This window comes from Thalassobaculum sp. OXR-137, assembly GCF_034377285.1.
Taxonomy (GTDB): domain Bacteria; phylum Pseudomonadota; class Alphaproteobacteria; order Thalassobaculales; family Thalassobaculaceae; genus Thalassobaculum.
The window spans coordinates 1915009-1934608 of the sequence record NZ_CP139715.1; the positions used below are offsets into that span (position 1 = coordinate 1915009).

Annotated in this window: 22 protein-coding genes; 3 read left to right on the forward strand and 19 right to left on the reverse strand. The window is 68.3% G+C overall.

The window, feature by feature from the left end; all coding sequences use genetic code 11:
- Positions 1-3: 3 nt before the first annotated feature.
- The 13 genes from T8K17_RS09005 to T8K17_RS09065 form a co-directional block, all read right to left on the reverse strand.
- Positions 4-690: a DUF4286 family protein gene (locus T8K17_RS09005; RefSeq protein ID WP_322334170.1), complete on the reverse strand. Its 687-nt coding sequence runs from the start codon at positions 688-690 to the stop codon at positions 4-6.
- 176 nt (positions 691-866) lie between these two features.
- Complete coding sequence (locus T8K17_RS09010; protein ID WP_322334171.1) at positions 867-1670, reverse strand: hypothetical protein; 804 nt, start codon at positions 1668-1670, stop codon at positions 867-869.
- Positions 1671-1738: 68 nt separating this feature from the next.
- Entirely contained in the window at positions 1739-2161 is a 423-nt protein-coding gene (locus T8K17_RS09015) for a hypothetical protein (protein ID WP_322334172.1), read from the reverse strand.
- Between the two features lie 220 nt (positions 2162-2381).
- The gene (gene queF / locus T8K17_RS09020; RefSeq protein ID WP_322334173.1) at positions 2382-2849 is read right to left on the reverse strand and encodes a preQ(1) synthase; all 468 of its coding nucleotides are present in this window, start codon (positions 2847-2849) and stop codon (positions 2382-2384) included.
- On the reverse strand, positions 2846-3349 hold the full coding sequence (locus T8K17_RS09025; RefSeq protein ID WP_322334174.1) for a PAS domain-containing protein: 504 nt from the start codon (positions 3347-3349) through the stop codon (positions 2846-2848). The genes queF and T8K17_RS09025 overlap by 4 nt, the downstream gene beginning before the upstream one ends.
- Positions 3350-3426: 77 nt before the next feature.
- Entirely contained in the window at positions 3427-4539 is a 1113-nt protein-coding gene (gene queG, locus T8K17_RS09030; protein WP_322334175.1) for a tRNA epoxyqueuosine(34) reductase QueG, read from the reverse strand.
- A gap of 152 nt (positions 4540-4691) precedes the next feature.
- Positions 4692-5816: a tRNA guanosine(34) transglycosylase Tgt gene (gene tgt / locus T8K17_RS09035; protein ID WP_322334176.1), complete on the reverse strand. Its 1125-nt coding sequence runs from the start codon at positions 5814-5816 to the stop codon at positions 4692-4694.
- Complete coding sequence (queA, locus tag T8K17_RS09040; RefSeq protein WP_322334177.1) at positions 5813-6850, reverse strand: tRNA preQ1(34) S-adenosylmethionine ribosyltransferase-isomerase QueA; 1038 nt, start codon at positions 6848-6850, stop codon at positions 5813-5815. The genes tgt and queA overlap by 4 nt, the downstream gene beginning before the upstream one ends.
- Before the next feature lie 13 nt (positions 6851-6863).
- Complete coding sequence (locus T8K17_RS09045) at positions 6864-7433, reverse strand: queuosine precursor transporter (RefSeq protein ID WP_322334178.1); 570 nt, start codon at positions 7431-7433, stop codon at positions 6864-6866.
- A 239-nt stretch (positions 7434-7672) separates the two neighbouring features.
- Positions 7673-8086 (reverse strand): hypothetical protein, encoded by a 414-nt coding sequence (locus T8K17_RS09050; protein ID WP_322334179.1) that lies wholly within the window; start codon positions 8084-8086, stop codon positions 7673-7675.
- 63 nt (positions 8087-8149) lie between these two features.
- Positions 8150-8998, reverse strand: a complete 849-nt coding sequence (locus tag T8K17_RS09055) for a sugar phosphate isomerase/epimerase family protein (RefSeq protein ID WP_322334180.1) — start codon at positions 8996-8998, stop codon at positions 8150-8152.
- Positions 8999-9003: 5 nt separating this feature from the next.
- Complete coding sequence (locus tag T8K17_RS09060; protein WP_322334181.1) at positions 9004-9597, reverse strand: 2-hydroxychromene-2-carboxylate isomerase; 594 nt, start codon at positions 9595-9597, stop codon at positions 9004-9006.
- Positions 9594-11228 (reverse strand): acyl-CoA synthetase, encoded by a 1635-nt coding sequence (locus T8K17_RS09065; protein WP_322334182.1) that lies wholly within the window; start codon positions 11226-11228, stop codon positions 9594-9596. The genes T8K17_RS09060 and T8K17_RS09065 overlap by 4 nt, the downstream gene beginning before the upstream one ends.
- 202 nt (positions 11229-11430) lie before the next feature.
- On the opposite strand from T8K17_RS09065, the gene T8K17_RS09070 reads away from it, so the two are divergent.
- Positions 11431-12201, forward strand: coding sequence for a molybdopterin-synthase adenylyltransferase MoeB (locus T8K17_RS09070; protein WP_322334183.1), 771 nt, complete (start codon positions 11431-11433; stop codon positions 12199-12201).
- Positions 12202-12369: 168 nt separating this feature from the next.
- On the opposite strand, the gene T8K17_RS09075 is transcribed toward T8K17_RS09070, so the two are convergent.
- The 3 genes from T8K17_RS09075 to T8K17_RS09085 form a co-directional block, all read right to left on the reverse strand.
- Positions 12370-12915: an NUDIX hydrolase gene (locus tag T8K17_RS09075; protein WP_322334184.1), complete on the reverse strand. Its 546-nt coding sequence runs from the start codon at positions 12913-12915 to the stop codon at positions 12370-12372.
- A 140-nt stretch (positions 12916-13055) separates the two neighbouring features.
- Positions 13056-13316, reverse strand: coding sequence for a hypothetical protein (locus T8K17_RS09080; protein WP_322334185.1), 261 nt, complete (start codon positions 13314-13316; stop codon positions 13056-13058).
- Positions 13317-13387: 71 nt separating this feature from the next.
- Positions 13388-14143 carry a HugZ family protein gene (locus T8K17_RS09085; RefSeq protein ID WP_322334186.1) on the reverse strand — a complete coding sequence of 252 codons (756 nt, stop codon included), beginning with the start codon at positions 14141-14143 and terminating at the stop codon, positions 13388-13390.
- A 152-nt stretch (positions 14144-14295) separates the two neighbouring features.
- Here T8K17_RS09085 and T8K17_RS09090 point away from each other — a divergent pair, with 152 nt between their 5' ends.
- Positions 14296-14991 (forward strand): response regulator transcription factor, encoded by a 696-nt coding sequence (locus T8K17_RS09090; protein ID WP_028793497.1) that lies wholly within the window; start codon positions 14296-14298, stop codon positions 14989-14991.
- A gap of 42 nt (positions 14992-15033) precedes the next feature.
- Positions 15034-16764 carry a sensor histidine kinase gene (locus tag T8K17_RS09095; protein ID WP_322334187.1) on the forward strand — a complete coding sequence of 577 codons (1731 nt, stop codon included), beginning with the start codon at positions 15034-15036 and terminating at the stop codon, positions 16762-16764.
- A gap of 211 nt (positions 16765-16975) precedes the next feature.
- Here T8K17_RS09095 and T8K17_RS09100 read toward each other — a convergent pair whose 3' ends face one another.
- The 3 genes from T8K17_RS09100 to T8K17_RS09110 are packed head-to-tail and all read right to left on the reverse strand — an operon-like array spanning position 16976 to position 19529.
- Positions 16976-18118 carry a 2OG-Fe(II) oxygenase gene (locus T8K17_RS09100; protein WP_322334188.1) on the reverse strand — a complete coding sequence of 381 codons (1143 nt, stop codon included), beginning with the start codon at positions 18116-18118 and terminating at the stop codon, positions 16976-16978.
- A 3-nt stretch (positions 18119-18121) separates the two neighbouring features.
- Positions 18122-19003 carry a hypothetical protein gene (locus T8K17_RS09105; protein WP_322334189.1) on the reverse strand — a complete coding sequence of 294 codons (882 nt, stop codon included), beginning with the start codon at positions 19001-19003 and terminating at the stop codon, positions 18122-18124.
- A complete protein-coding gene (locus T8K17_RS09110) occupies positions 18993-19529 on the reverse strand; it encodes an RNA polymerase sigma factor (protein ID WP_322334190.1) in 537 nt (178 codons plus the stop codon). Before T8K17_RS09110 ends, T8K17_RS09105 begins: the two co-directional genes overlap by 11 nt.
- Positions 19530-19600: the final 71 nt, after the last annotated feature.

The window sequence follows — 19600 nt, forward strand, 5'->3', positions numbered from 1 at the left end:
CCGTCAGCGCTGATTGCCGAAAGTCATATAGTAGGACGACGCCTCGACAGCCGAGGTCGGCAGATCGTAGGGCTGCAGCACGTCGTTTCCGAACGCCGCCTCAAGCGCCAGGGTGGCCGTCGCCGGGGTATCGGTGTCGAGGATCACCAGCCATTCCTGCTTCATGTCGGCCGGCACCGGCTTGCCCTGGGCCTTTAGCCCCTCGGCCACCACGTCGAGATCGTTCTCCAGCACGCAGGCGCCGATCACGCCTGGACGCTTGATCACTTCCGGCAGGATCTGTTCGGCCAGCGCCTTGCGCAGATCGGCCTTCTGGCCGTCGGCGGGATAGAACCGGGCGAGGCCGGCGGCTCCGGTGAAGCCGTGGGTCAGATCGACCGTGCACTCGACCGTCAGCCGGTCGAAATGGGTGAACAGCGCCATCACCTTCTTCGACCAGGGCGACTGGTCGCCCAGCAGCTTCATGTATTCCGGCGCGCAGAGGTCGCGCACGGTGTCGGTCTCATAGGTGGCGAAATACTTCACCTTGGCGCGGTCGTCGGCCGCCAGATAGCGGCGCGCCCGCTTGAAGCCCGGCATGAACACCCGCTCGTCCACATGCTCGCGGTTGTACCACTCGTTGAACTCTTCCTCGTGCTCGCTGGCGACCTCGGTAAAGGTGACCAGCATGCCCTTGCCATAGAGCGGCATCGTTCTCTCCATCGGTGGTCGGTAACGCGGGACGTCGGATGACCCCGCGCACCGTCGGTCGCGCGGGCGCAGATCTCACCCCGTAAGGTGCGGCCCTGCCAAGGGTCTTTCTTAGGTCCTGGCGACACATATTTCCATCGTCGCGCCATACCGGCTTATGCCGCCGGTGCGGAAGGTCAGGCGATCAGCCGTTGGGCGAACGCCTTCAGCATCATTCCCTCAGCCCCGCCGAGCCTACGGGCCGTCTCGTTCACCCGGCTCAGAACGCCGTCTTCGTAGGTGGAGCGGCCGTCGCCGATGCGCGCGCTCATGGCCGCCACCGTGCCGGCGGCGATGCCGCGCTCGTCCAGGGCGGGCAGACGGGTGAAGCCGGCCCCGTCGGCCCCGCCGCCCGCGTCGTTATAGAAGGCGGCAAAGCCGTCGACCTTCAGCGCGGTCTTCGGGTCGCTGCCGAGCATCCCGCCATGGCTGCCGCAGACGATGACCTGGCCGACATCCTGCGGTCCGATCAGCGAGGCCGAATCCGCCAGCACGATGTGCCGCCCGCTCGGCCCCGGCGGGAGTTCGGTGCGCGCCTCCTCGTAATCCGGGATCTCGGCGGTCACGATGGGGGCCGCGGTCAGCAGTTGGCTGGCTTCCGATACCGACTGACCCGGGGCGACACCGAGGGAACGGGCGACCGTGTTGACGGTGGAGATCACGCCGCGCGCGCCCATGTCCTCCGCATTGCCGATCCGCGCCGACATCGTGTCGATCGCCGCATAGGCCAGCCCCAGCGCCTCGCACCAGGCCCCCCCGCCGATCCCGGCATCGTCCTTCCCCCGCCCCGCATCGTTCAGGATCACCGCCCGCACCCCCGCCTTGGCGGCGCAGTAGGCGGCGTAGACCCCGCCATGGGAGGCGGAGACGAGCACCGCGCCGATCCAGGCCTCGGTCGGCTTGGTTACGCTGTCGGCGAAGACGATGGCTGGCGTCTGCATGGTCGGCGGCTTTCCAGATTGGTGCCGATATCCTGGCTGCCGCGCGGCCGCGGGTCCAGCCATACGCGTCAGGCAGGGTTCAGATCGAACACGCAGAGCACGCGCGACACCGGCTCGCCGGGATGGGCGAACGGGAGGCCGAGGACGCTGAATGTCGTCCACGGGCGGGCGGAGAAGGTGAAGGGCCCCTGGTACCAATAGGGCTGCCGCGCCTCTACGGTCCAGGCGAGACGGGCGCTCGCCTCGGCGGCACCCGGCGTTTCGTCCGTCCGGCGGTTCGTGCTCTCGTATCCCACCGCATCGCGGTAGGCGGTGCCCGCCAACCGGGTCCGGAACCGCCGCGTGTCCGGCTCGAACTCCTCAACCACCAGAAACGGCAGTGCCCGCCGCGGAAACGCCAGGGCGTCGATCCGGTCGGGTGAGGGAAGATCGGATTCTCTCTGAAATTTCAGCCAATACTCGAAAAGATCGCGCTGATTGGAATCGGACAAGAGGCCTATATCGGTGAATGGGCGAAACAGATGACTCTGTATTTTCAGAGTCTTGGTGCATTTGTTCGTCATCCGGTCCCCGGTGAAACTCACATCGGACAATGATATAGGGTCAGGGGACGATTTTTGGACAGTGAAATATTTCAATCATACCGATATAGGTCTTCAACCTAGTTTGATCGGTATTCGTGCAGGATTTTGGCGATATGCCGCGCGGTGGTCAGGGGCGGCCGCGATAGACCGGGACGTCCTGGCTCGGGATCCACAATCCTTGGGGCGGCTCGCCCGTCTGGTAGAACACGTCGATCGGCATGCCGCCGCGTGGATACCAGTAGCCGCCGATGCGCAGCCATTTGGGCGCGAGCAGACCGTCCAGTCGCTTGGCGATGTCGATGGTGCAACCCTCGTGGAAGGCGCCGTGATTGCGGAACGCTCCCAGATAGAGCTTGAGCGACTTGCTCTCGACCAGCCAGTCGGTGGGGACATAGTCGATGATCAGGAACGCGAAGTCGGGCTGGCCGGTCACCGGGCAGAGCGAGGTGAATTCCGGCTGGGTGAAGCGGACGACGTAGTCGGTGCCCCGGTGCGGGTTCTCCACCCGCTCCAGCACCGCCTGCTCCGGCGATGCGGGCAGGGCGGTGGCGCCGCCGAGCTGGTTCAGTCCGCTGTAGATCGTCTGGTCGCTCATGGCTTCGTTTCGCGGTCAGGTTGGAAGTCGAACACCGCGACGAGCCTTGTGACGGGCTGGCCTGGGTCGGCGAAGGGCAGGACCAGCGCGCTGAACTTCTTATAGTCGAACACGCTGAACGACAGCGGGCCCTGATACCAGTACGGCTGCCGATTGGCGACCGCCCAGTTGAACCGCTCCAGCGTTCCGGCGTTGCCGAGGATTTCGTCGGAATAGAGGTTGGTGCCGTCGAAACCCGACGCGTCCCGGAACGCGGTGCCGGTAAGGCGGGTGCGATAGCGGCCGGTGCCGGGCTCGTGTTCCTTGACCATGATGTAGGGCAGACATCCGCGGGGCAATTCCACCGGATCGATCCGGGACGGCAGCGGCAGATCGGCGCCGTCGCGCGCTGCCAGCCAGTACTCGAACATCGCCCGCTGATGCCTGTCGCGCAGCAGGGTCGGGTCCTCCAGCGGACGCAGCCAGAGGCCTTCGCGGATGTAGGAAGCGCGTTCGCGCATGCGACAGACTTTCCAAAATTACCGTTCTGGTAAGGTCGCCTGACTGTCTTAGAAAAAAGTAAATATTTTTTGAATTTTTACGAAGAAGCTGGGTAACTCCATTCCGACAGGACCTCCGGGTCGGTTTCCCGTGCCGGCCGGTCGCCCGGCTCTCCCCCAAGCCTCAGATAAGCCCAGGCCGCCGCGCCGCGTACCAGGGGACTGCCGTCGTCCAGCAGCGCCGCCACCGACGCAAGGGCGTCGGCGCTTCCGGAATTGCCGAGGGCGATCAGCACGTTGCGCACGAACCTGTCGCGCCCGGTGCGTTTGATCGGCGATCCGGAGAACCGCGCCCGGAACCCGGCGTCGTCCAATTCCGCCAACTCGCTCAGCAGCGGCAGTGTGAGGTCCTCGCGGGCGACGAAGGCGGCCTCGCGGGCGGTCTCGGCGAACTTGTTCCAGGGGCAGACCGCGATGCAGTCGTCGCAGCCGTAGATCCGGTTGCCCATGGCGGCGCGGAACTCCCGCGGGATCTGCCCCTTGTGCTCGATGGTCAGGTAGCTGATGCAGCGTCGCGCATCGAGGGTGTAGGGGCTGGGGAACGCATCCGTCGGGCAGACGTCCAGGCAGCGCCGGCAGGAACCGCAATGGTCGGTCTCCGCCGCGTCCGGGGCCAGGTCCAGGGTGGTGAAGATCTCGCCCAGGAACAGCCAGGATCCGTGCTCGCGGCTGACCAGGTTGGAGTGCTTGCCCTGCCAGCCGACCCCCGCGCTTGCGGCCAGCGGCTTCTCCATCACAGGCGCTGTATCGACGAAGACCTTCACCTGGCAGTCCAGTTCGGCATGCATCCAGCGGGCGACCCGCTTGAGGCGCTTCTTCACCAGGTCGTGGTAGTCGCGGTTGCGCGCGTAGGCGGCGATCACGCCGCGGTCGGTGTGGGTCAGTTCGTCCAGCGGGTTGTGGTCGGGCCCGTAGTTCATGGCGCAGACGACGACGCTGCGCGCCTCCGGCCACAGGGTCTTCGGGTCCCGGCGGCGCTCCAGGGTTTCGGCCATCCAGGCCATCTCGCCGTACTGGCCCGCCTCGACGAACGCGTCCAGCCGCGCCTGCTCCCGCGCGCCCACCTCCGCCCGGGTGATGCCGACGGCGTCGAACCCGGCCTCTCGGGCCTCGGCCTTGATGCGGTCGGTGAGGGAGGGGGTGTTGGTCATGTCCAAATCTTATCTTACCTCGTCATCCCGGCCGGGCCCGGACTTGATCCGGGAACGGGCCGGGACCCAGCGATGGCGTCAAGGTCCCGGCCTCGCCCCGGGTCGGGCCCGGGGACGAACCGGGATGACGGTGTAGGAAGAAGAAGGCGGCGTCAAAGCGCCGGAATGTCTCCGGCCGACTGCTGCTCGGCGAAGGCGGCGGCGAAATCGGCCAGCGTGCCGGTCTCCACCGCGCCGCGCAGGCCGGCCATGAGCTCCTGATAATAGTGCAGGTTGTGCCAGGTCAGCAGCATCGGGGCGAGGATCTCGTCCGCCTTCTGCAGGTGATGCAGATAGGCGCGGCTGTAGCCGGTGCAGGCCGGGCAGGCGCAGTCGGCGTCCAGCGGTCGCGGGTCGGCGGCGTGGCGGGCGTTGCGCAGGTTCACCGGTCCGCGCCGGGTCTGGGCCTGGCCGGTGCGGCCAGATCGACTCGGCAGCACGCAGTCGAACATGTCGATCCCGCGCATCACGGCACCGACCAAATCCCCCGGCTTGCCCACCCCCATTAGGTAGCGCGGGGCGTCGTCTGGCAGGTGCGGGACGGTCGCCTCCAGCACCCGGAACATCTCCTCCTGCCCCTCGCCGACCGCCAGCCCACCGACGGCATAACCCTCGAAACCGATCCCGGTCAGCGCCTCCACCGACTCCCGCCGCAGGTCGTCATAGACGCTGCCCTGGACGATGCCGAACAGGGTGTGCCCCGGCCGGTCGGTGAAGGCGTCCTTCGATCGCGCCGCCCATTTCATCGACAGGCGCATGGACTCCGCCGCCTGCTCGTGGGTCGCCGGGTGCGGGGTGCACTCGTCGAAGGCCATGGTGATGTCCGAGCCCAGCAGGTGCTGGATCTCGATGGAGCGTTCCGGGGTCAACCGGTGGCTGCTGCCGTCGATATGACTCTGGAAGGTCACCCCGTCCTTGTCGAGCTTGCGCCGCCCGGCCAGCGACATGACCTGAAAACCGCCGCTGTCGGTCAGGATCGGCTTGTTCCAGTTCATGAACTTGTGCAGGCCGCCCAACTCGGCGATCCGCTCGGCGGTGGGGCGCAGCATCAGGTGATAGGTGTTGCCGAGCAGGATCTCAGCACCGGTCTCCGCCACCGATTCCGGCCGCATCGCCTTCACCGTCGCCGCCGTGCCGACCGGCATGAAAGCGGGGGTCTCGATGGTGCCGTGGGCCAGCGTGAGGCGGCCTCGCCTTGCGGCGCCGTCCTTGGCCCAGGTCTCGAAGCCGATACTCATGGCGCGGTCCTTTCCAGCAGACAGGCATCCCCGTACGAGAAGAAACGGTAGCCTTGCGCGATCGCGTGGTCGTACGCGGCCAGGATCCGCTCCCGACCGGCGAAGGCGCTGACCAGCATCAGCAGCGTCGACTTCGGCAGGTGGAAGTTGGTCAGCAGCAGGTCCACCGCCTTGAACCGGTAGCCGGGGGTGATGAACAGATCGGTGTCGCCGGACCAGGCCCGCACCGTGCCGTCCTCCCGCGCCGCCGCTTCCAGCACGCGCAGGGTCGTCGTACCGGTGGCGACGATCCGGCCGCCGGCGGCACGGGTCTCGGCGATGGCGCGGGCGGTCTCGGGCGAGATCTCACCCCATTCGGTGTGCATGACGTGGTCGTCGGTATCGTCCGCCTTGACCGGCAGGAAGGTGCCCGCCCCCACATGCAGGGTGACCAGCGCCCGCTTCACGCCCTTCGCCTCCACCGCCTGCAGCAGCGCCGGGGTGAAGTGGAGACCCGCGGTCGGGGCGGCTACGGCCCCGTCGCGGGCGGCGAAGACGGTCTGATAGTCCTGGGAGTCCTCCGCCCCTTCGCCGGCGGCCCGCTTGATGTAGGGCGGCAGCGGCATGGTGCCGTGGGCTTCCAGCGCGGCCATCAGCTCGGGCCCCCCGCAGGAGAAGGTGAGGGTAACCTCGCCCGCTTCGCCCTTGTCGGTGACGTCGGCGGCGAGATCGGGGGCGAACACGATCCGGTCGCCGGGGCGCAGCTTCTTGGCCGGCCGGGCGAAGGTGCGCCAGACGGCGTCGCCGTCGCGCTTGTGCAGGGTGACTTCCACCCCGGCCTCGCCCCGCTTGCCCTTCAGGCGGGCCGGGATCACGCGGGTGTCGTTGGAGAGCAGCAGGTCGCCCGGGCGCAGCAGGTCGGGCAGGTCACGGACGGTCCGATCGACTACCCCACCGCCGGTCAGGTCGAGCAGGCGGGCGGATTCCCGGGGACGGGCCGGGAAGCGGGCGATCCGCTCCTCCGGGAGGGTGTAGTCGAAGAGGTCGACGCGCATCCGGCGTCCGTCCTCAGATCGGCCGCACCGGGGCCTCCTGCCACTCCGCCGGCAGCAGGCGGATCAGGGCGCGGAACGGCACCAGCAGCAGGGCCGCCATCGCCAGCTTGGCGGCGTAGTCGCCCAGCGCGAGCTGGACCCACGGCACCTGGGTCATGGCGAAGGCGCCGGCGAAGAAGATCGCCGTGTCGAGCGCGGAGGCGACCAGGGAGGAGACCAGCGGCGCCCGCCACCAGGTGCCCTGGCGCAGCTTGTTGAAGATCCACACGTCCAGGAGCTGGGCGGTCAGGAAGGCGGCACCGCTCGCCACCGCGATGCGCTGGCCGAAGGCGTCGGTCGCGGCCAGGAAGGACAGCACCACGCCGACGGCGAAGCCGGCATAGACCACGCGGCGGGCCGAGGCGGCACCGAGGATCCGGTTCGACAGGTCGGTGACCAGGAAGGCCAGCGGATAGGTGAACGCGCCCCAGGTGAGCCAGTCGCCGATCGGATACTGCACGGCGATGTTGGAGACCAGGACGACGAGCCCGATGGCCACCATGGCGGCGATCAGGGCCGAACGTTCGGCGGTGTGCGTGCGCATGGACGGCACCTCGACTTCAAGAGCGCGGAAAGCGCGGGGTTCTAACGCCGAAGCGAGGGAATGTCGAGGGTGTGTGCTTCTTCGCCTCTTCCCCTCTCTCATTGTCATCCCGGTGCCCTCCGGACCCGATCCGGAGGGCGGCCGGGACCGAGCCGCTCCCGTTTGGGTCCCGGCCGACCCCCGGGTCGAGCCCGGGCTTCACCGGGATGACAGGGAACAGGATAGGAGAGGGGCGGAGGCTATTCCGGGAACTTGCCGTCGAGCACGCCCCAGATCTCATGGGATTTGAGGTCGCGGACCGTCACGATGCGCTGGTCGCCGCGCTCCAGGATCTCCAGCAGGGTGCCGCAGGTCTTCTGCCCCAGCACCACGTCGTACCAGCCGGCGCGGCGGATGGCGCCCTCCACCGACAGAAGCTGGGGCGGGCCGAGCTCCTCGCGGGCCTCCTCGATATCCCAGTCCTCCACGTCGTCGTCCAGATCCTCCAGCGACACGCCGCGCGAGGTCTCGCCGCAGCTTTCCTGAGGCTCGGCGCCATAGGGGGCGAACTTGGCCAATTCCTCCCGGTTGGACGATCCACAGGCCGCCAGAACGCCGCCGCAGAGCAGCAGCAGGGCGGCGGATCGGGCGAGGGAAAGCGCGGTCGTCGTCATGGTCGTTCTCCGAACGTGGCGGGCCCCTACCGAGGACGACTCAACCCCGTCCCGGTTCCCGGATCAAGTTTCGTCGCAAATCTCAGCCAGCATCGCGCGCAGCGTTTTCAGCGAGGCGGCGGTCGCCCTCGGGCCGTCATGGGGCATGTGGGTCTCGATGACGATCGGCAGTTCGCCGCCCGGGGCCGCGTTCAGGATCGTGGCGAGGCTGCCCGCGTGGTCGATCACGCCCTGGCCGACGGGCACATAGGTCTTATTGGGGGCAAGGTCCTTCACATGCACGGTGCCGCCCAGCCGGGCCGCGTGGACGAGCTCGTTCTCGCTTGGCGGCGGATGACCGGCGGAAATCTGGTTGGCGAGGTCGATCGCCGCCTTCAGGCGGGGGTGCGGATGGTGCTCGGCGACGGCGATGATTCCGGCGAGCGTGGCGACGTTGCAGACATGCTCGTTCTCCAGCACCAGATCCACCCCATGGGCCTCGGCCAGGTCGAGCAGGATCTCCAGGTCGTCGTCCAGATCGGCCGGAGTGAACCCGGGATAGGCCAGATAGGAGAAGATCCGGATCTGCCGCGCGCCCAGCACGTTCGCCACCTCGAAGGCATGGACCATCGCGGTCTCGTGGCTCATGGCGTCCGGGTCGAAGCCGTGGAAGTTCGTCCCCTCCGGTACCGGCATGCCCGGCTTCGTCCATTTCAGCAGCGGCGAGCAGTAGCAACCCACCGTCAGCCCCGCCTCGGCCAGCCGCGCGGCCAGGGCCCCCAACTCCGCATTGTCGAACAGGATGACGTTCCGCTCGTCCACCGCGCGGATGTCGACCTGGGTGACCGCGTGCTCGGCGGTGAAGGCCAGAACCTCGTCGAGGTTCTGGCTCACTTCATCGGTGATGAGGGCGACGGTGGGGATCGCTGGCATGGATGTCAGAGCCCGAGGCGCCAACGGAGCAGGTCGATGCGGTCCTGGCCCCAGAAGATCTCGCCGTCGGGGAGGACGTAGCTCGGCGCGCCGAACACGCCGGCATTGATCGCCTTCTGGGTGTCGGCGGTCAGCTGGTCGTTGTAGTTCGGCGCCGCTTCCACGATGGCCGCCCCGTCCAGGCCGACGCTGTCGGCGATCTCCTTCACCACATCGGTATCGCCGGTGTCGCGGTCGTCGCGCCACAGGGCGGTCAGCAACGCGTCGCTCAATGCCAGCGCGTCGGCGCCGGTCTCGCGCGCGGCGATGATGGCGAGCGAGGAGATCGGCGTGGTGATCGGGAAGGCCTTCGGCTCCAGCACCAGGGGAATGTCGAGGAAGTCGCGCCAGCGCTTCATCTCCATCATCCGGTAGGCCTGGCGCTGCGGCGCGCGCTTCGGCAGCGGCAGGCCGCCTGAGACGGCGAAGACCGCGCCGTAATCGACCGCATGCACGCCGACCGTGGCGCCGGCCTGCTTGACGATGTCCAGGAAGCGGCCGGAGCCGAGATAGCTCCAGGGGCTGGAAGTGGAGATGTAGTAGTCGATATGGAGGCTCAAGGCCTGTCTCCTTCGGTGTGGGCGTGACGATCGCGCAGCACGCGCCGCATGATCTTGCCGGTTGTCGTCATCGGCAGTTCGTCGACGAACTCCACGATGCGCGGATATTCATGGGCGGCGAGCCGGGTCTTCACATGGCTCTGGATCGCGCGCTTCAGATCGTCGCTCGGCACCTGGCCCTCGGCCAGCACGATGCAGGCCTTCACCGCCTGGGTGCGCAGCGGGTCCGGCACGCCGATGGCCGCCGCCAGCGCCACCGCTGGATGGGTCATCAGGCAGTCCTCGATCTCGCCCGGCCCGATGCGGTAGCCGGCCGAGGTGATGACGTCGTCGTCGCGGCCGACATAGTGCAGGTAGCCGTCCTCGTCGGCACGGCCGAGATCGCCGGTCAGCATCCAGTCGCCGACGTACTTCTCTTCGGTCGCCTCCGGCTTGTTCCAGTATTTCAGGAACATCACCGGGTCGCCGCGGCGCACGGCGATGGCGCCGGGCTCGCCGGGCGGCATGAAATTGCCGTCGCCGTCGACGATCGCGACCTTGTGGCCGGGGATCGGCTTGCCCATGGAGCCGGGGCGCACCTCCATGATCGACGCGCAGTTGCCGACCACCAGGTTGCACTCGGTCTGGCCGTAGAACTCGTTGATGGTGAAGCCGAAGGTGCGCCGTCCCCAGTCCAGCAACTCGGCCCCCAGGCTCTCGCCGCCGGAGCCGATAGACCGCATGGTCGGGCAGCGGGCGTCCGGTACCTGGCGCATCATCTTCAGCGCGGTCGGCGGCAGGAAGGCGTTGCGCACCCCGTGCCGGGCGATGAAGTCGAACGCGGCCTCCGGCTCGAACTTGGCGAACCGGTACGCGACCACCGGGATGCCGTGATGCAGCGACGGCAGCAGCACATCGATCAGCCCGCCGATCCAGGCCCAGTCGGCCGGCGTCCAGAACCGGTCGCCCGGCTTGGGGAAGAACTCCTGCGGAAACTCCACGCCCGGCAGATGGCCGAGCAACACCCGGTGGGCGTGCAGCGCACCTTTGGGCGGGCCGGTGGTGCCCGAGGTGTAGATGATGATCGCCGGATCGTCGGCCAACGTGTCGACCGGTGCAAAGCGATCCGATGCGGCGGCCAGGGCCGGGGCGAAGGCCTCCCAGCCGGCGCCGTCGCGGCTCTCGTCGGCCACCAGGACCAGCTTCAGGTTCGGCAGCCGGTCGCGGATCGCCTCGATCTTGGGCAGGCTCTCCCGGTCGGTAACCAGGGCGGCGGCCCCGCTGTCGGCCAAGCGGTAGAGCAGGGCGTCCTCGCCGAACAGGGTGAAGAGCGGCACCGAGACCATGCCGGCCTTGTGGGCGGCGATATGGGCGATGGCGGTTTCCGGGCGCTGGGGCAGCAGGATCGCCACCCGGTCGCCGCGGACCAGCCCGGCGCCCGCCAGCACGTTGGCGAGCCGGTTCGACGCGCGCTTCAGCTCGGTGAACGAGAGCTCGCGGACCTTGCCGTCGGCATGGACATGGATAAGCGCGGTCCCGGCGCCGGCATCGGCGTGCCGGTCGCAGATATCCACGCCGATATTGTAGTGCTCCGGCACCCGCCATCGGAAGCGGGCGCACGCCTCCTCATAGCTGGCGGCGGGGTCGAGCATGGGTCCTCCCTTCGGAGATCAAAGCGCGCTCCCAGGGCGCGGGCAAGGCCGCTGAGGGCTGACGGGGGCGCCAGAATGGGCCTGGAGGGGTACGGCGTACAGGAACGTTCTCTCAAGACTGCGTGGATTGAAGGGTTATTCCGCCCGCCCGATCCGGCAGGGCGCGGCCGGCGGTCCGTGAGTGTGGCGCGGCGAGGCCGCGATGGGCTACAAATTTCCCATGCGTGAACTGAGCGAAGCCGAATTCCACCGTTACGCCCGCCACCTCATCCTCGACGAGGTCGGGGAGGAGGGCCAGGCGCGGCTGCTGGACGCCCGGGTCGTGGTGATCGGCGCCGGCGGCCTGGGCGCGCCGGTGTCCCTGTATCTGGCGGCGGCCGGGGTCGGCACCCTGGTACTGGTGGACGACGACGAGGTCGACCTGACGAACCTGCAGCGTCAGGTGGTGCACATGACCGACGCGGTGGGCCGGCCCAAGGTCGACTCGGCGGCGGAGACCCTGGCGCGGGTCAATCCGGAGATCGCGGTGGAGCGGGTGGCCGAGCGGCTGACGCCGGAAAATGCCGGCCGGATCTTGGCCGGCGCCGATGTGGTGGTCGACGGCTCCGACAATTTCGCCACCCGCTATGCCCTGAACGACGCCTGCCGGACGGCGGGCGTGCCGCTGGTGGCCGGTGCCCTGTCGCGGTTCGAGGGCCAGCTCACCACGGTGATGCCCGAGGCCGACGCGCCCTGCTACCGCTGCCTGTTCCCCGAGACGCCCGATCCGGCGCTCACGCCGCGCTGCGAGGAGGCCGGGATCCTGGGCGCCGTCGCCGGGGTGATCGGCACGCTGCAGGCGACCGAGACCCTGAAGCTGATCCTCGGCCTCGGCGAGCCCCTGCGCGGCCGACTGATGCTGTGGGATGCGCTCGACATGTCGGTGCAGGAGATCCGCTACAGGAAGCGGCCGGGCTGTCCGACCTGCGGGTGACGGTGGGGATAATGTCCCCATAGCGCTTCTTGCCCGACTTCCCTTTTCCCGACTTCCTGGACTTGATCCAGGACCGTTATTCGACCGTCGATCATAGGGTCCTGGATCGGTCTCCGGATCAAGTCCGGAGCCCGTCCAGGAAGTCGGGGAAAGAAGGAAGTTGGAGCCCTACAGCCCCTGCACCGGCTCCGGGAACGCCGCGAAATCGGTCTGGCCCTGGGTGCGGCGCCAGTGGTCGAGCGCCCAGTGCACGCTGGGGAAGGCGAGGTCGTCCCAGGGGATCTCGTCCCAGGTGAACAGCCCCACCTCCCGCGTCTCCTCGCCCGCCTTCACGTCCGGGTCGAGCAGCCGGGCGCGGTAGATCATCTGCACCTGGCTGATCCGGGGAATGTTGTAGATGCCGAGCAGGGCGTCGATCTCGATCTTGGCATAGGCCTCTTCCCAGGCCTCGCGCATCGCCCCCTCGACGGTGGTCTCCCGCTCTTCCATATAGCCGGCCGGGATCGTCCAGTAGCCGTCGCGCGGATCGATGGCGCGGCGGCAGAGCAGGAACTTGTCGCCCAGGGTGACCACCGAGCCGACGACGATCTTCGGGTTCACGTAGTTGATGAACCCGCAATCGTCGCAAACCAGCCGCTCCCGGTTGTCGCCATGGGGGACGCGGCGGATGACGGGACCCTGGGGGCCGGAGGGGGGAGGCGCGGTGTCTGACATGCGCAGAGTTTGGCGGGCCGCGTCGCCGCCCGCAACTGGCGCCGGACGTTTTCCGCCGGCGAGCCCGACATCGGGGTACAAAAAAAGCGGCCTTGAGCCGCTTTGGTCGATTCGTCGCCTCTACTCAGAGGACAGCGAGATCAGACGAAGATATCGAGATTCTCGCCGCGCCCGCTGCCCCGGCTGAACGCGAAGGCGGCGCGGCCGCCTTCCACCCGCTGCTGACGATCCTGCTCGTTATCGGCTCCGACCTGCTCGGCTTCCGAATTCTGCTGGACCGGATTTGAGGTGAGGTTTCGGGTGGCGGTGGAGGACCGCTCCTGCTGCACCGGACGCGGGACCACCAGCCCGGCATTGGGCAGCGTGGTGGATGTCGACGGTGTGAGAGCGGGTTGAAGCATTTTTCAGTCTCCAACCGCAAATATAGAGCTTAACGTCTTCGGATTCAAGGAACTGCGGAAACCTGCGGTTTTCAGGCCCCGTCGGATGTCCGGGCGCGCGCCCTCTTAACCAATCTGACCAGCTCCACGCGGGCCGTTTCGGCGTCGTGGACCGGCTTGTCGAAGGGCAGGCGGGCGGTGCGGCCGCCGCAGCGCAGGTCGGCGCCCTCGGCGTCGACACCGGTCAGGATCCATCCCTCCCCATTCAGGCCGAGCAGCACCTTGGCGTAGAGCGCGACGGCGTCGGCGTGATCCTGGTTCATGTGCCCGACCACGTCCGCCCCATGCTCCGCCAGCGCCGCCGGCGCGTCGCCGAGAACGGCGGCGCCGTCGACCCAGTGGATGCGCCCGAAACCGGCGACGATATGGGCGCGCTCCACCGCCATGCGCCAGACCGAGAAGTCGCCGAACCCGGCATACATTTCGGCGGAGGGGTGGCGGGCGAGGAAGCGCGCCCGGTGGCGGGGATCGTCGGTCTTCTCCAGCCGTCCCATCACCGTCGCCCGCGCGCCAGTCAGCGGCTCGTCCAGCCCGGCGGTGCCGTCGACCAGCAGGCTGGCGCGGGGATCGGCCAGCAGGTTGCGGGTGTGGTCGGCCAGGGTGGAGATCAGCAGGATCGGGGAGGCGTCCTGATCGACGGCCATCATCACCAGGGAGGCGTAGGGCCAGCCGGTCGGCGCGTCGGAACCGTCGCGCTGCAGGGTCGCCAGCACCGCCCGGTCGCAGGACCGCAGGAGATCCCGCACCGGCCGGGCCGGAGAGGAAGACTTGGCGTCTGGATCGCTCATTCCCATGCTATACACCGGGACGGGCGGTGATCGAAATGCGGCGCATTCGGGGCGCCGCCCGAATTTTTCGCCCCATTGCGGCCAAGCCCTCGCCGGAATGGGGGGGCAAACCCGAAGACTGGCAACGACGTGTTGCGGGAAAGGGGCGGATCATGACGAACACCATCGCGCTGGTCGACGACGACCAGAACATCCTCACATCTGTTTCCATGGCGCTGGAGTCGGAAGGCTTCCAGGTGCGCACCTACAAGGACGGCGAGGAGGCCCTGCGCGGTCTGAACCAGCGGCCGGTCGACCTGGCGGTGCTGGACATCAAGATGCCACGGCTCGACGGGATGGAATTGCTGCAGCGCCTGCGCAAGACCTCCACCCTGCCGGTGATCTTCCTGACCTCCAAGGACGACGAGGTGGACGAGGTGCTCGGCCTGCGGATGGGCGCGGACGACTACATCCGCAAGCCGTTCTCCCAGCGCCTGCTGATCGAGCGCATCCGGGCGCTGCTGCGGCGCCAGGATCTGGCGCAGGACGAGTTCAATCCGCAGTCGGAGGCGCCGCTGGTGCGCGGCGAGCTTGTGCTCGACGGCGCGCGGCACATCTGCTCCTGGGCCGGCAAGCCGGTGCCGCTGACCGTCACAGAGTTTCTCATCCTGCGCGCGCTGGCGGTGCGGCCGGGCCATGTGAAGAGCCGGGACCAACTGATGGACGCCGCCTATGGCGACAACATCTACGTGGACGACCGCACCATCGACAGCCACATCAAGCGCATCCGCAAGAAGTTCAAATCCGCCGACGACCAGTTCTCCAAGATAGAAACCCTCTACGGGGTGGGTTACCGGTACCGCGAGTGATCCGGGACCAGGACCGGAGATGACGGGCGACCGGGGACGGCAATGGCGGTAACGGGCCGAGACGGATTGCGGGCCGATCCGAGCGATCAGCGGATTGCCGCGGGCAAGGCGGAGAGCGGCGCGGGTGCCGCCAGGACCCGTCGGGGGGCGGCGGCCAAGCGGCGCCGCGTCTTCGCCCTGCGCTGGCCGTCGGTATCCGGGCTCACCGCCCGCATCCTGGCGATCAACCTGGTGTCCATCGCCATCCTGTTCGTCGGCGTGCTGTATCTCGACCGCTACCAGAACGCCCTGATCCGTGGTGAGCTGGACGCCCTGACCCGTCAGGCGGAGGTGATCGCCCGGGCGATCGGCGAACTCGGCATAGAGCCGAACGTGATCCAGGACGAGGGTCTGGACCCGGTTCGCGTCCAGCGCATCGTCCGGCGACTGTCGGTCGTCACCTCCTCGCGGATCCGGGTCTATCACCCCACCGGCCTGCTATTGGCGGACAGCCGCCGGCTCGCCGGACCGGCGGGCATGGTCCGGATCGTCCCGCTGCCGCCGCCGATGGAAAACGAGCCGCTCGCCCGGCTGGCCATCGATCTCTACAACGCCATGGTCAATTGGCTGCCGCGCCGCGGTCAGCTTCCGGTCTGGCGCGAGCAGCCGAGCGACGGCGGGGTCCTGAAGGAGGTCACCGCCGCCCTGGCCGGCACCACCGAGCGGGCGGTGCGGAAGACCGAGCAGGGCGGACTGGTCCTGTCCACCGCCGTCCCGGTGCAGCGCTACAAACAGGTGCTGGGCGCGCTGATGCTGTCGCTCGACGGCGACGAGATCGACACCGCCGTGCGCGAGGTCCGCTTTGAGATCCTGTCGATCTTCGCCTTCACCCTGCTGGTGACGATCCTGCTCTCGCTGTATCTGGCCGGCACCATCACCCGGCCGATCCAGCGCCTGGCCCATGCCGCCGTGCTGGTGCGCAACAATCGGCACCGGCGCATCCAGATCCCCGATTTCGGCGGCCGCAAGGACGAGATCGGCGACCTGTCGCGCTCGATCCGCTCGATGACCGAGGAGCTGTGGCGCCGGCTCGACGCGATCGAGGGCTTCGCCGCCGACGTGGCCCACGAGATCAAGAATCCGCTGACCTCCCTGCGCAGCGCGGTGGAGACGGCGGCCCGGATCGACGATCCGGAGCGCCAGCGGCGCCTGCTGGCCGTCATCGTCGACGATGTGGAGCGGCTGAACCGACTGATCACCGACATCTCCTCGGCCTCGCGCATCGCCGCAGAGATCAGCCGGGAGGAGGAGGAGCGGGTCGATGTCGGCGGGCTGCTGGGTACGCTGGCGGAGGTCTATGGCGTTGCCCGCGAGGATCGCGGCGGCCCGCCGGTCCGCGCCGAACTGACCGACCCGGAAAAGCTGATCGTCAACGGCCACGAGGGCCGGCTGGTTCAGGTGCTGCGGAACCTCATCGAGAACGCGATCAGCTTCTCCCCGCCCGACGGGGCGGTGCGCCTGCGGGCGCATCCCGCCAATGGGGAGGTGATGATCGTGGTCGAGGACGACGGGCCCGGCCTGCCGGACGGCAAGCTGGAGGCCGTGTTCGACCGGTTCTATTCGGAGCGCCCGGAAGGCGAGAAGTTCGGCACCCATTCCGGCCTCGGCCTGTCGATCTCGCGTCAGATCATCGAGGCCCATGACGGGCTGGTCCGGGCCGAGAACCGCAAGAGCCCCGACGGCAAGACCCTGGGCGCCCGTTTCATCATCCGGCTGCCGGCCGCCGAGGACTGAGCCGCCCGGCAGGTCCCAGGCAGTTCACGGCAAGAAATGGAGGTGGGGCGGAGCGGGCCTCTCCACCCCACCTCTGCGGCTCACCCTGCCTACGGCGCCGCCGGTCTCGGGACCTGGGGAAGGGCCGCAAGCCGGGTCGGGGCTGCCGGGACCGGGGGGACAGTCGGGGCAGCCCCGGAACGACCCGGGGTCAGGGTGGGCACGTTCAGGCTCAGGCGGCCGTTGTTCCCACCTGGATCGGCGCGTCCTTGCTCAGGAAGCCCCGGTTGGCGTCGCGGATCGCCGCCGCCTTGGCGTCGAACAGGAACGGCAGGAAAGCATAGCGGCGTCCGGCCGTAACCTTGCGGGCCTCATGCAGCATCGAGCAGGAGAACACGACCGCGCCGCCGGTCGCCGGCTTGTACAGATGCGGGCCGTATTCCGGGAACCAGAGCTCGCCGCCCTCGAACTCCTCGGCATTCAGGTTGATCGACACCGCGAAGCGGCGATGGGCGGTGCCGGAGCCGCCGTTGTCGCGATGGGCGCTGAAGAAGCCGCTGTCGCCGCTGTCGTAGCAGCCGACCATGAACCGCTCGATATGGGTGGCGTCGAAATTGTAGACCTTCTTGATCTCGCCGGTGAGGCGGTTGATCAGGTTGCGGCGCACCCGGACGAGGGTATCGGGATTGCGGATCGGAGCGTCCCGCCGCCGCTTGACCGAGTCGTCGAGAAAGCCGGTGGTGACGCCGTTCACGTCGCGCATGACCCCGCTGGGGCCGCCGCCATGGGCCTCGTACTCGTCGATGAGCTGCCGGCAGAGGTCCCGCTCGAACACGTCGGGCACGTAGAGCACCGGCGCATGGCCGCCGGCCGGCGCGACCGAAGGCTCCGCCGGAAGTCTGGCCACCGACGCTGCGAGCCGTGCGGTGAAGGTGTCCAGCGGGCCGAAGTCGATATAGTCGGCGAGCCGCAGGTTGCGGCCGATCAGGAAGCAGCCGTTGCGCAGCACGGTGTAGTTTTGGCCGGAGCCGTTGCTCTTCCCGACCATCCCGTAGGCGCGGTGGACCTTCAGGTCCATGTCGTAGAACGGCATCGTGCGCTTGTCGTCGGACATCAGCGCCGGGTTCTGGCGTTCCTCGGGATGGGCGGTTACCAGATAGACCAGGATGCCGGCCCGATGCAGGGTCTTCTCCACCGAGCGCAGGGTACTGACGGCCTGGGCGGCGTTGCCCTTGGTGCCGCTGCCGACGAAGCAGAGCAGCACGGTGCGGCCGGCCACCGCGTCGAACTCGAAACGCGGATTGATCGGCGTGTCGGCGATGAAGGCCGGCAGGAAGTCGCCGGGCCGGAAGGTGGGATGCGGGTGGGGGCTCATGACTCAGAATCCGGCAGAGGCGACGAACTGGCGGGCGATCTCGCCGACGCGCCGTTCGGGGAGGGCGGCGGTGACGACGAAGGCGATGGAGTCGCGGCGCCCGAAGGCGACGGCGAAATCGTTGTAGCTGGTGACCACCATCTCCCCGTCCGGCACGCCGACCGAGGTCAGGCTGGCACTGTTGACGGACAGCAGCAGGGAGACCGGGCGGGCTTCCCGGTCGAAGAACAGGAACTGGACCGCCGGTCCCTGGTCGGTGGAGGCCATGTCGACCTTCGACAGGACCAGCCCTTTCGCCTTCAGCGCCGAGGGGTCGAGGCCTTCGGAGAACATCTCCGACAGCTTGGCGAAGTCGACCGAGGCCACATCGGTGGCGAACATCGGCGCCAGGGCCAGGGTTCGGTGCGCCTCGGTCGCCTCGTCGATGAAAGCGAGCGGTCCGTCGGTGGCGTTGCCCGGCCGGGGGCTCAGGATCTCCTGCGCTGTCCAGCCGACCACGGCACCCACCACCAGGACCGCGGCGATCCTGGCCTGGGCCATCAGCACGCCGCGCCCGCGCCGCATCCAGGAATGGACCGTGGTCGCCCGGCTCAGACGGCTCGCCGCCGCCCGCATCTCCTCGGGGATCTCGTCGTGGTCGGACCGGTCGGCGAGACCCGCGAGCAGGGTCTTGTGGCGGCTATAGGCCTCGATCTTGCGGGCCAGGTCGGGCGAGTCCTCGGCCGCCGCCTCGATCTCGCGCCGCCGCTGCGCCGACAGCTCGTCGTCCACATAGGCGCCGAGTTCCCAGTCTTCGATGGTACCGGCTTCGATGGTGCCGGCTTCGATGGAGCCTGCGCCGGTCTGGCCGACGCCGCCGGTACCGTTGCCGTTCCTACTGGACATTGCGTCCTCCAACCACGGTGAGGGGAATGACAGGTGAGCGGTCTTCGTCTTCGTCTTCGAGCAACTGGCGCAGCGCCTCTCGGCCGCGGGCGAGGCGGGAGCGCACCGTGCCGACCGGGATGTCCATAGCCGCCGCGATTTCGTCGGTGCCGAAGCCCTCGACGGAGACCAGCAGGAGGACCTCCCGCTGCTGCGGCGGGAGCTTCGCGATCGCGCCGAGCACCCGCGTCAGTTCGGCGCTGGTCTCCTGGGTACCGGCGACGGTCGGGGCGATGTGTTCGGACCAGGAGGTCTCGCGATCCCGGCGCGACCGGTTCTCGCGGATCGACGACCGGAAGGTGTTGTGCATGATGGAGAACAGCCAGACCCGCAGGTTGCGGCCGTCAACGAACTGGCCGGCGCTGCGGACCGCCTTTTCCAGGGTCGACTGAACAAGGTCGTCCGCATCGACCGGCGTGCCGGTCAGCATCCGCGCGTAGCGGCGAAGCTGATGGACGTGGTCGAGGATTTCGGAACTGGTGACCATGGCGGCCTTCTCCGGGGGTTACAGGAGATATACGCCGCCGGTTTCCAGGCTTATCCCGTCCCGTGGAAAAA

Coding starts and splice junctions, on each gene's coding strand:
- T8K17_RS09005 (WP_322334170.1), bottom strand. CDS start 690: ATGCCGCTCTATGGCAAGGGCATGCTGGTCACCTTTACCGAGGTCGCC.
- T8K17_RS09010 (WP_322334171.1), bottom strand. CDS start 1,670: ATGCAGACGCCAGCCATCGTCTTCGCCGACAGCGTAACCAAGCCGACC.
- queF (WP_322334173.1), bottom strand. CDS start 2,849: ATGAGCGACCAGACGATCTACAGCGGACTGAACCAGCTCGGCGGCGCC.
- T8K17_RS09025 (WP_322334174.1), bottom strand. CDS start 3,349: ATGCGCGAACGCGCTTCCTACATCCGCGAAGGCCTCTGGCTGCGTCCG.
- queG (WP_322334175.1), bottom strand. CDS start 4,539: ATGACCAACACCCCCTCCCTCACCGACCGCATCAAGGCCGAGGCCCGA.
- tgt (WP_322334176.1), bottom strand. CDS start 5,816: ATGAGTATCGGCTTCGAGACCTGGGCCAAGGACGGCGCCGCAAGGCGA.
- queA (WP_322334177.1), bottom strand. CDS start 6,850: ATGCGCGTCGACCTCTTCGACTACACCCTCCCGGAGGAGCGGATCGCC.
- T8K17_RS09045 (WP_322334178.1), bottom strand. CDS start 7,433: ATGCGCACGCACACCGCCGAACGTTCGGCCCTGATCGCCGCCATGGTG.
- T8K17_RS09050 (WP_322334179.1), bottom strand. CDS start 8,086: ATGACGACGACCGCGCTTTCCCTCGCCCGATCCGCCGCCCTGCTGCTG.
- T8K17_RS09055 (WP_322334180.1), bottom strand. CDS start 8,998: ATGCCAGCGATCCCCACCGTCGCCCTCATCACCGATGAAGTGAGCCAG.
- T8K17_RS09065 (WP_322334182.1), bottom strand. CDS start 11,228: ATGCTCGACCCCGCCGCCAGCTATGAGGAGGCGTGCGCCCGCTTCCGA.
- T8K17_RS09070 (WP_322334183.1), top strand. CDS start 11,431: ATGGGCTACAAATTTCCCATGCGTGAACTGAGCGAAGCCGAATTCCAC.
- T8K17_RS09075 (WP_322334184.1), bottom strand. CDS start 12,915: ATGTCAGACACCGCGCCTCCCCCCTCCGGCCCCCAGGGTCCCGTCATC.
- T8K17_RS09080 (WP_322334185.1), bottom strand. CDS start 13,316: ATGCTTCAACCCGCTCTCACACCGTCGACATCCACCACGCTGCCCAAT.
- T8K17_RS09085 (WP_322334186.1), bottom strand. CDS start 14,143: ATGAGCGATCCAGACGCCAAGTCTTCCTCTCCGGCCCGGCCGGTGCGG.
- T8K17_RS09090 (WP_028793497.1), top strand. CDS start 14,296: ATGACGAACACCATCGCGCTGGTCGACGACGACCAGAACATCCTCACA.
- T8K17_RS09095 (WP_322334187.1), top strand. CDS start 15,034: ATGGCGGTAACGGGCCGAGACGGATTGCGGGCCGATCCGAGCGATCAG.
- T8K17_RS09100 (WP_322334188.1), bottom strand. CDS start 18,118: ATGAGCCCCCACCCGCATCCCACCTTCCGGCCCGGCGACTTCCTGCCG.
- T8K17_RS09105 (WP_322334189.1), bottom strand. CDS start 19,003: ATGTCCAGTAGGAACGGCAACGGTACCGGCGGCGTCGGCCAGACCGGC.
- T8K17_RS09110 (WP_322334190.1), bottom strand. CDS start 19,529: ATGGTCACCAGTTCCGAAATCCTCGACCACGTCCATCAGCTTCGCCGC.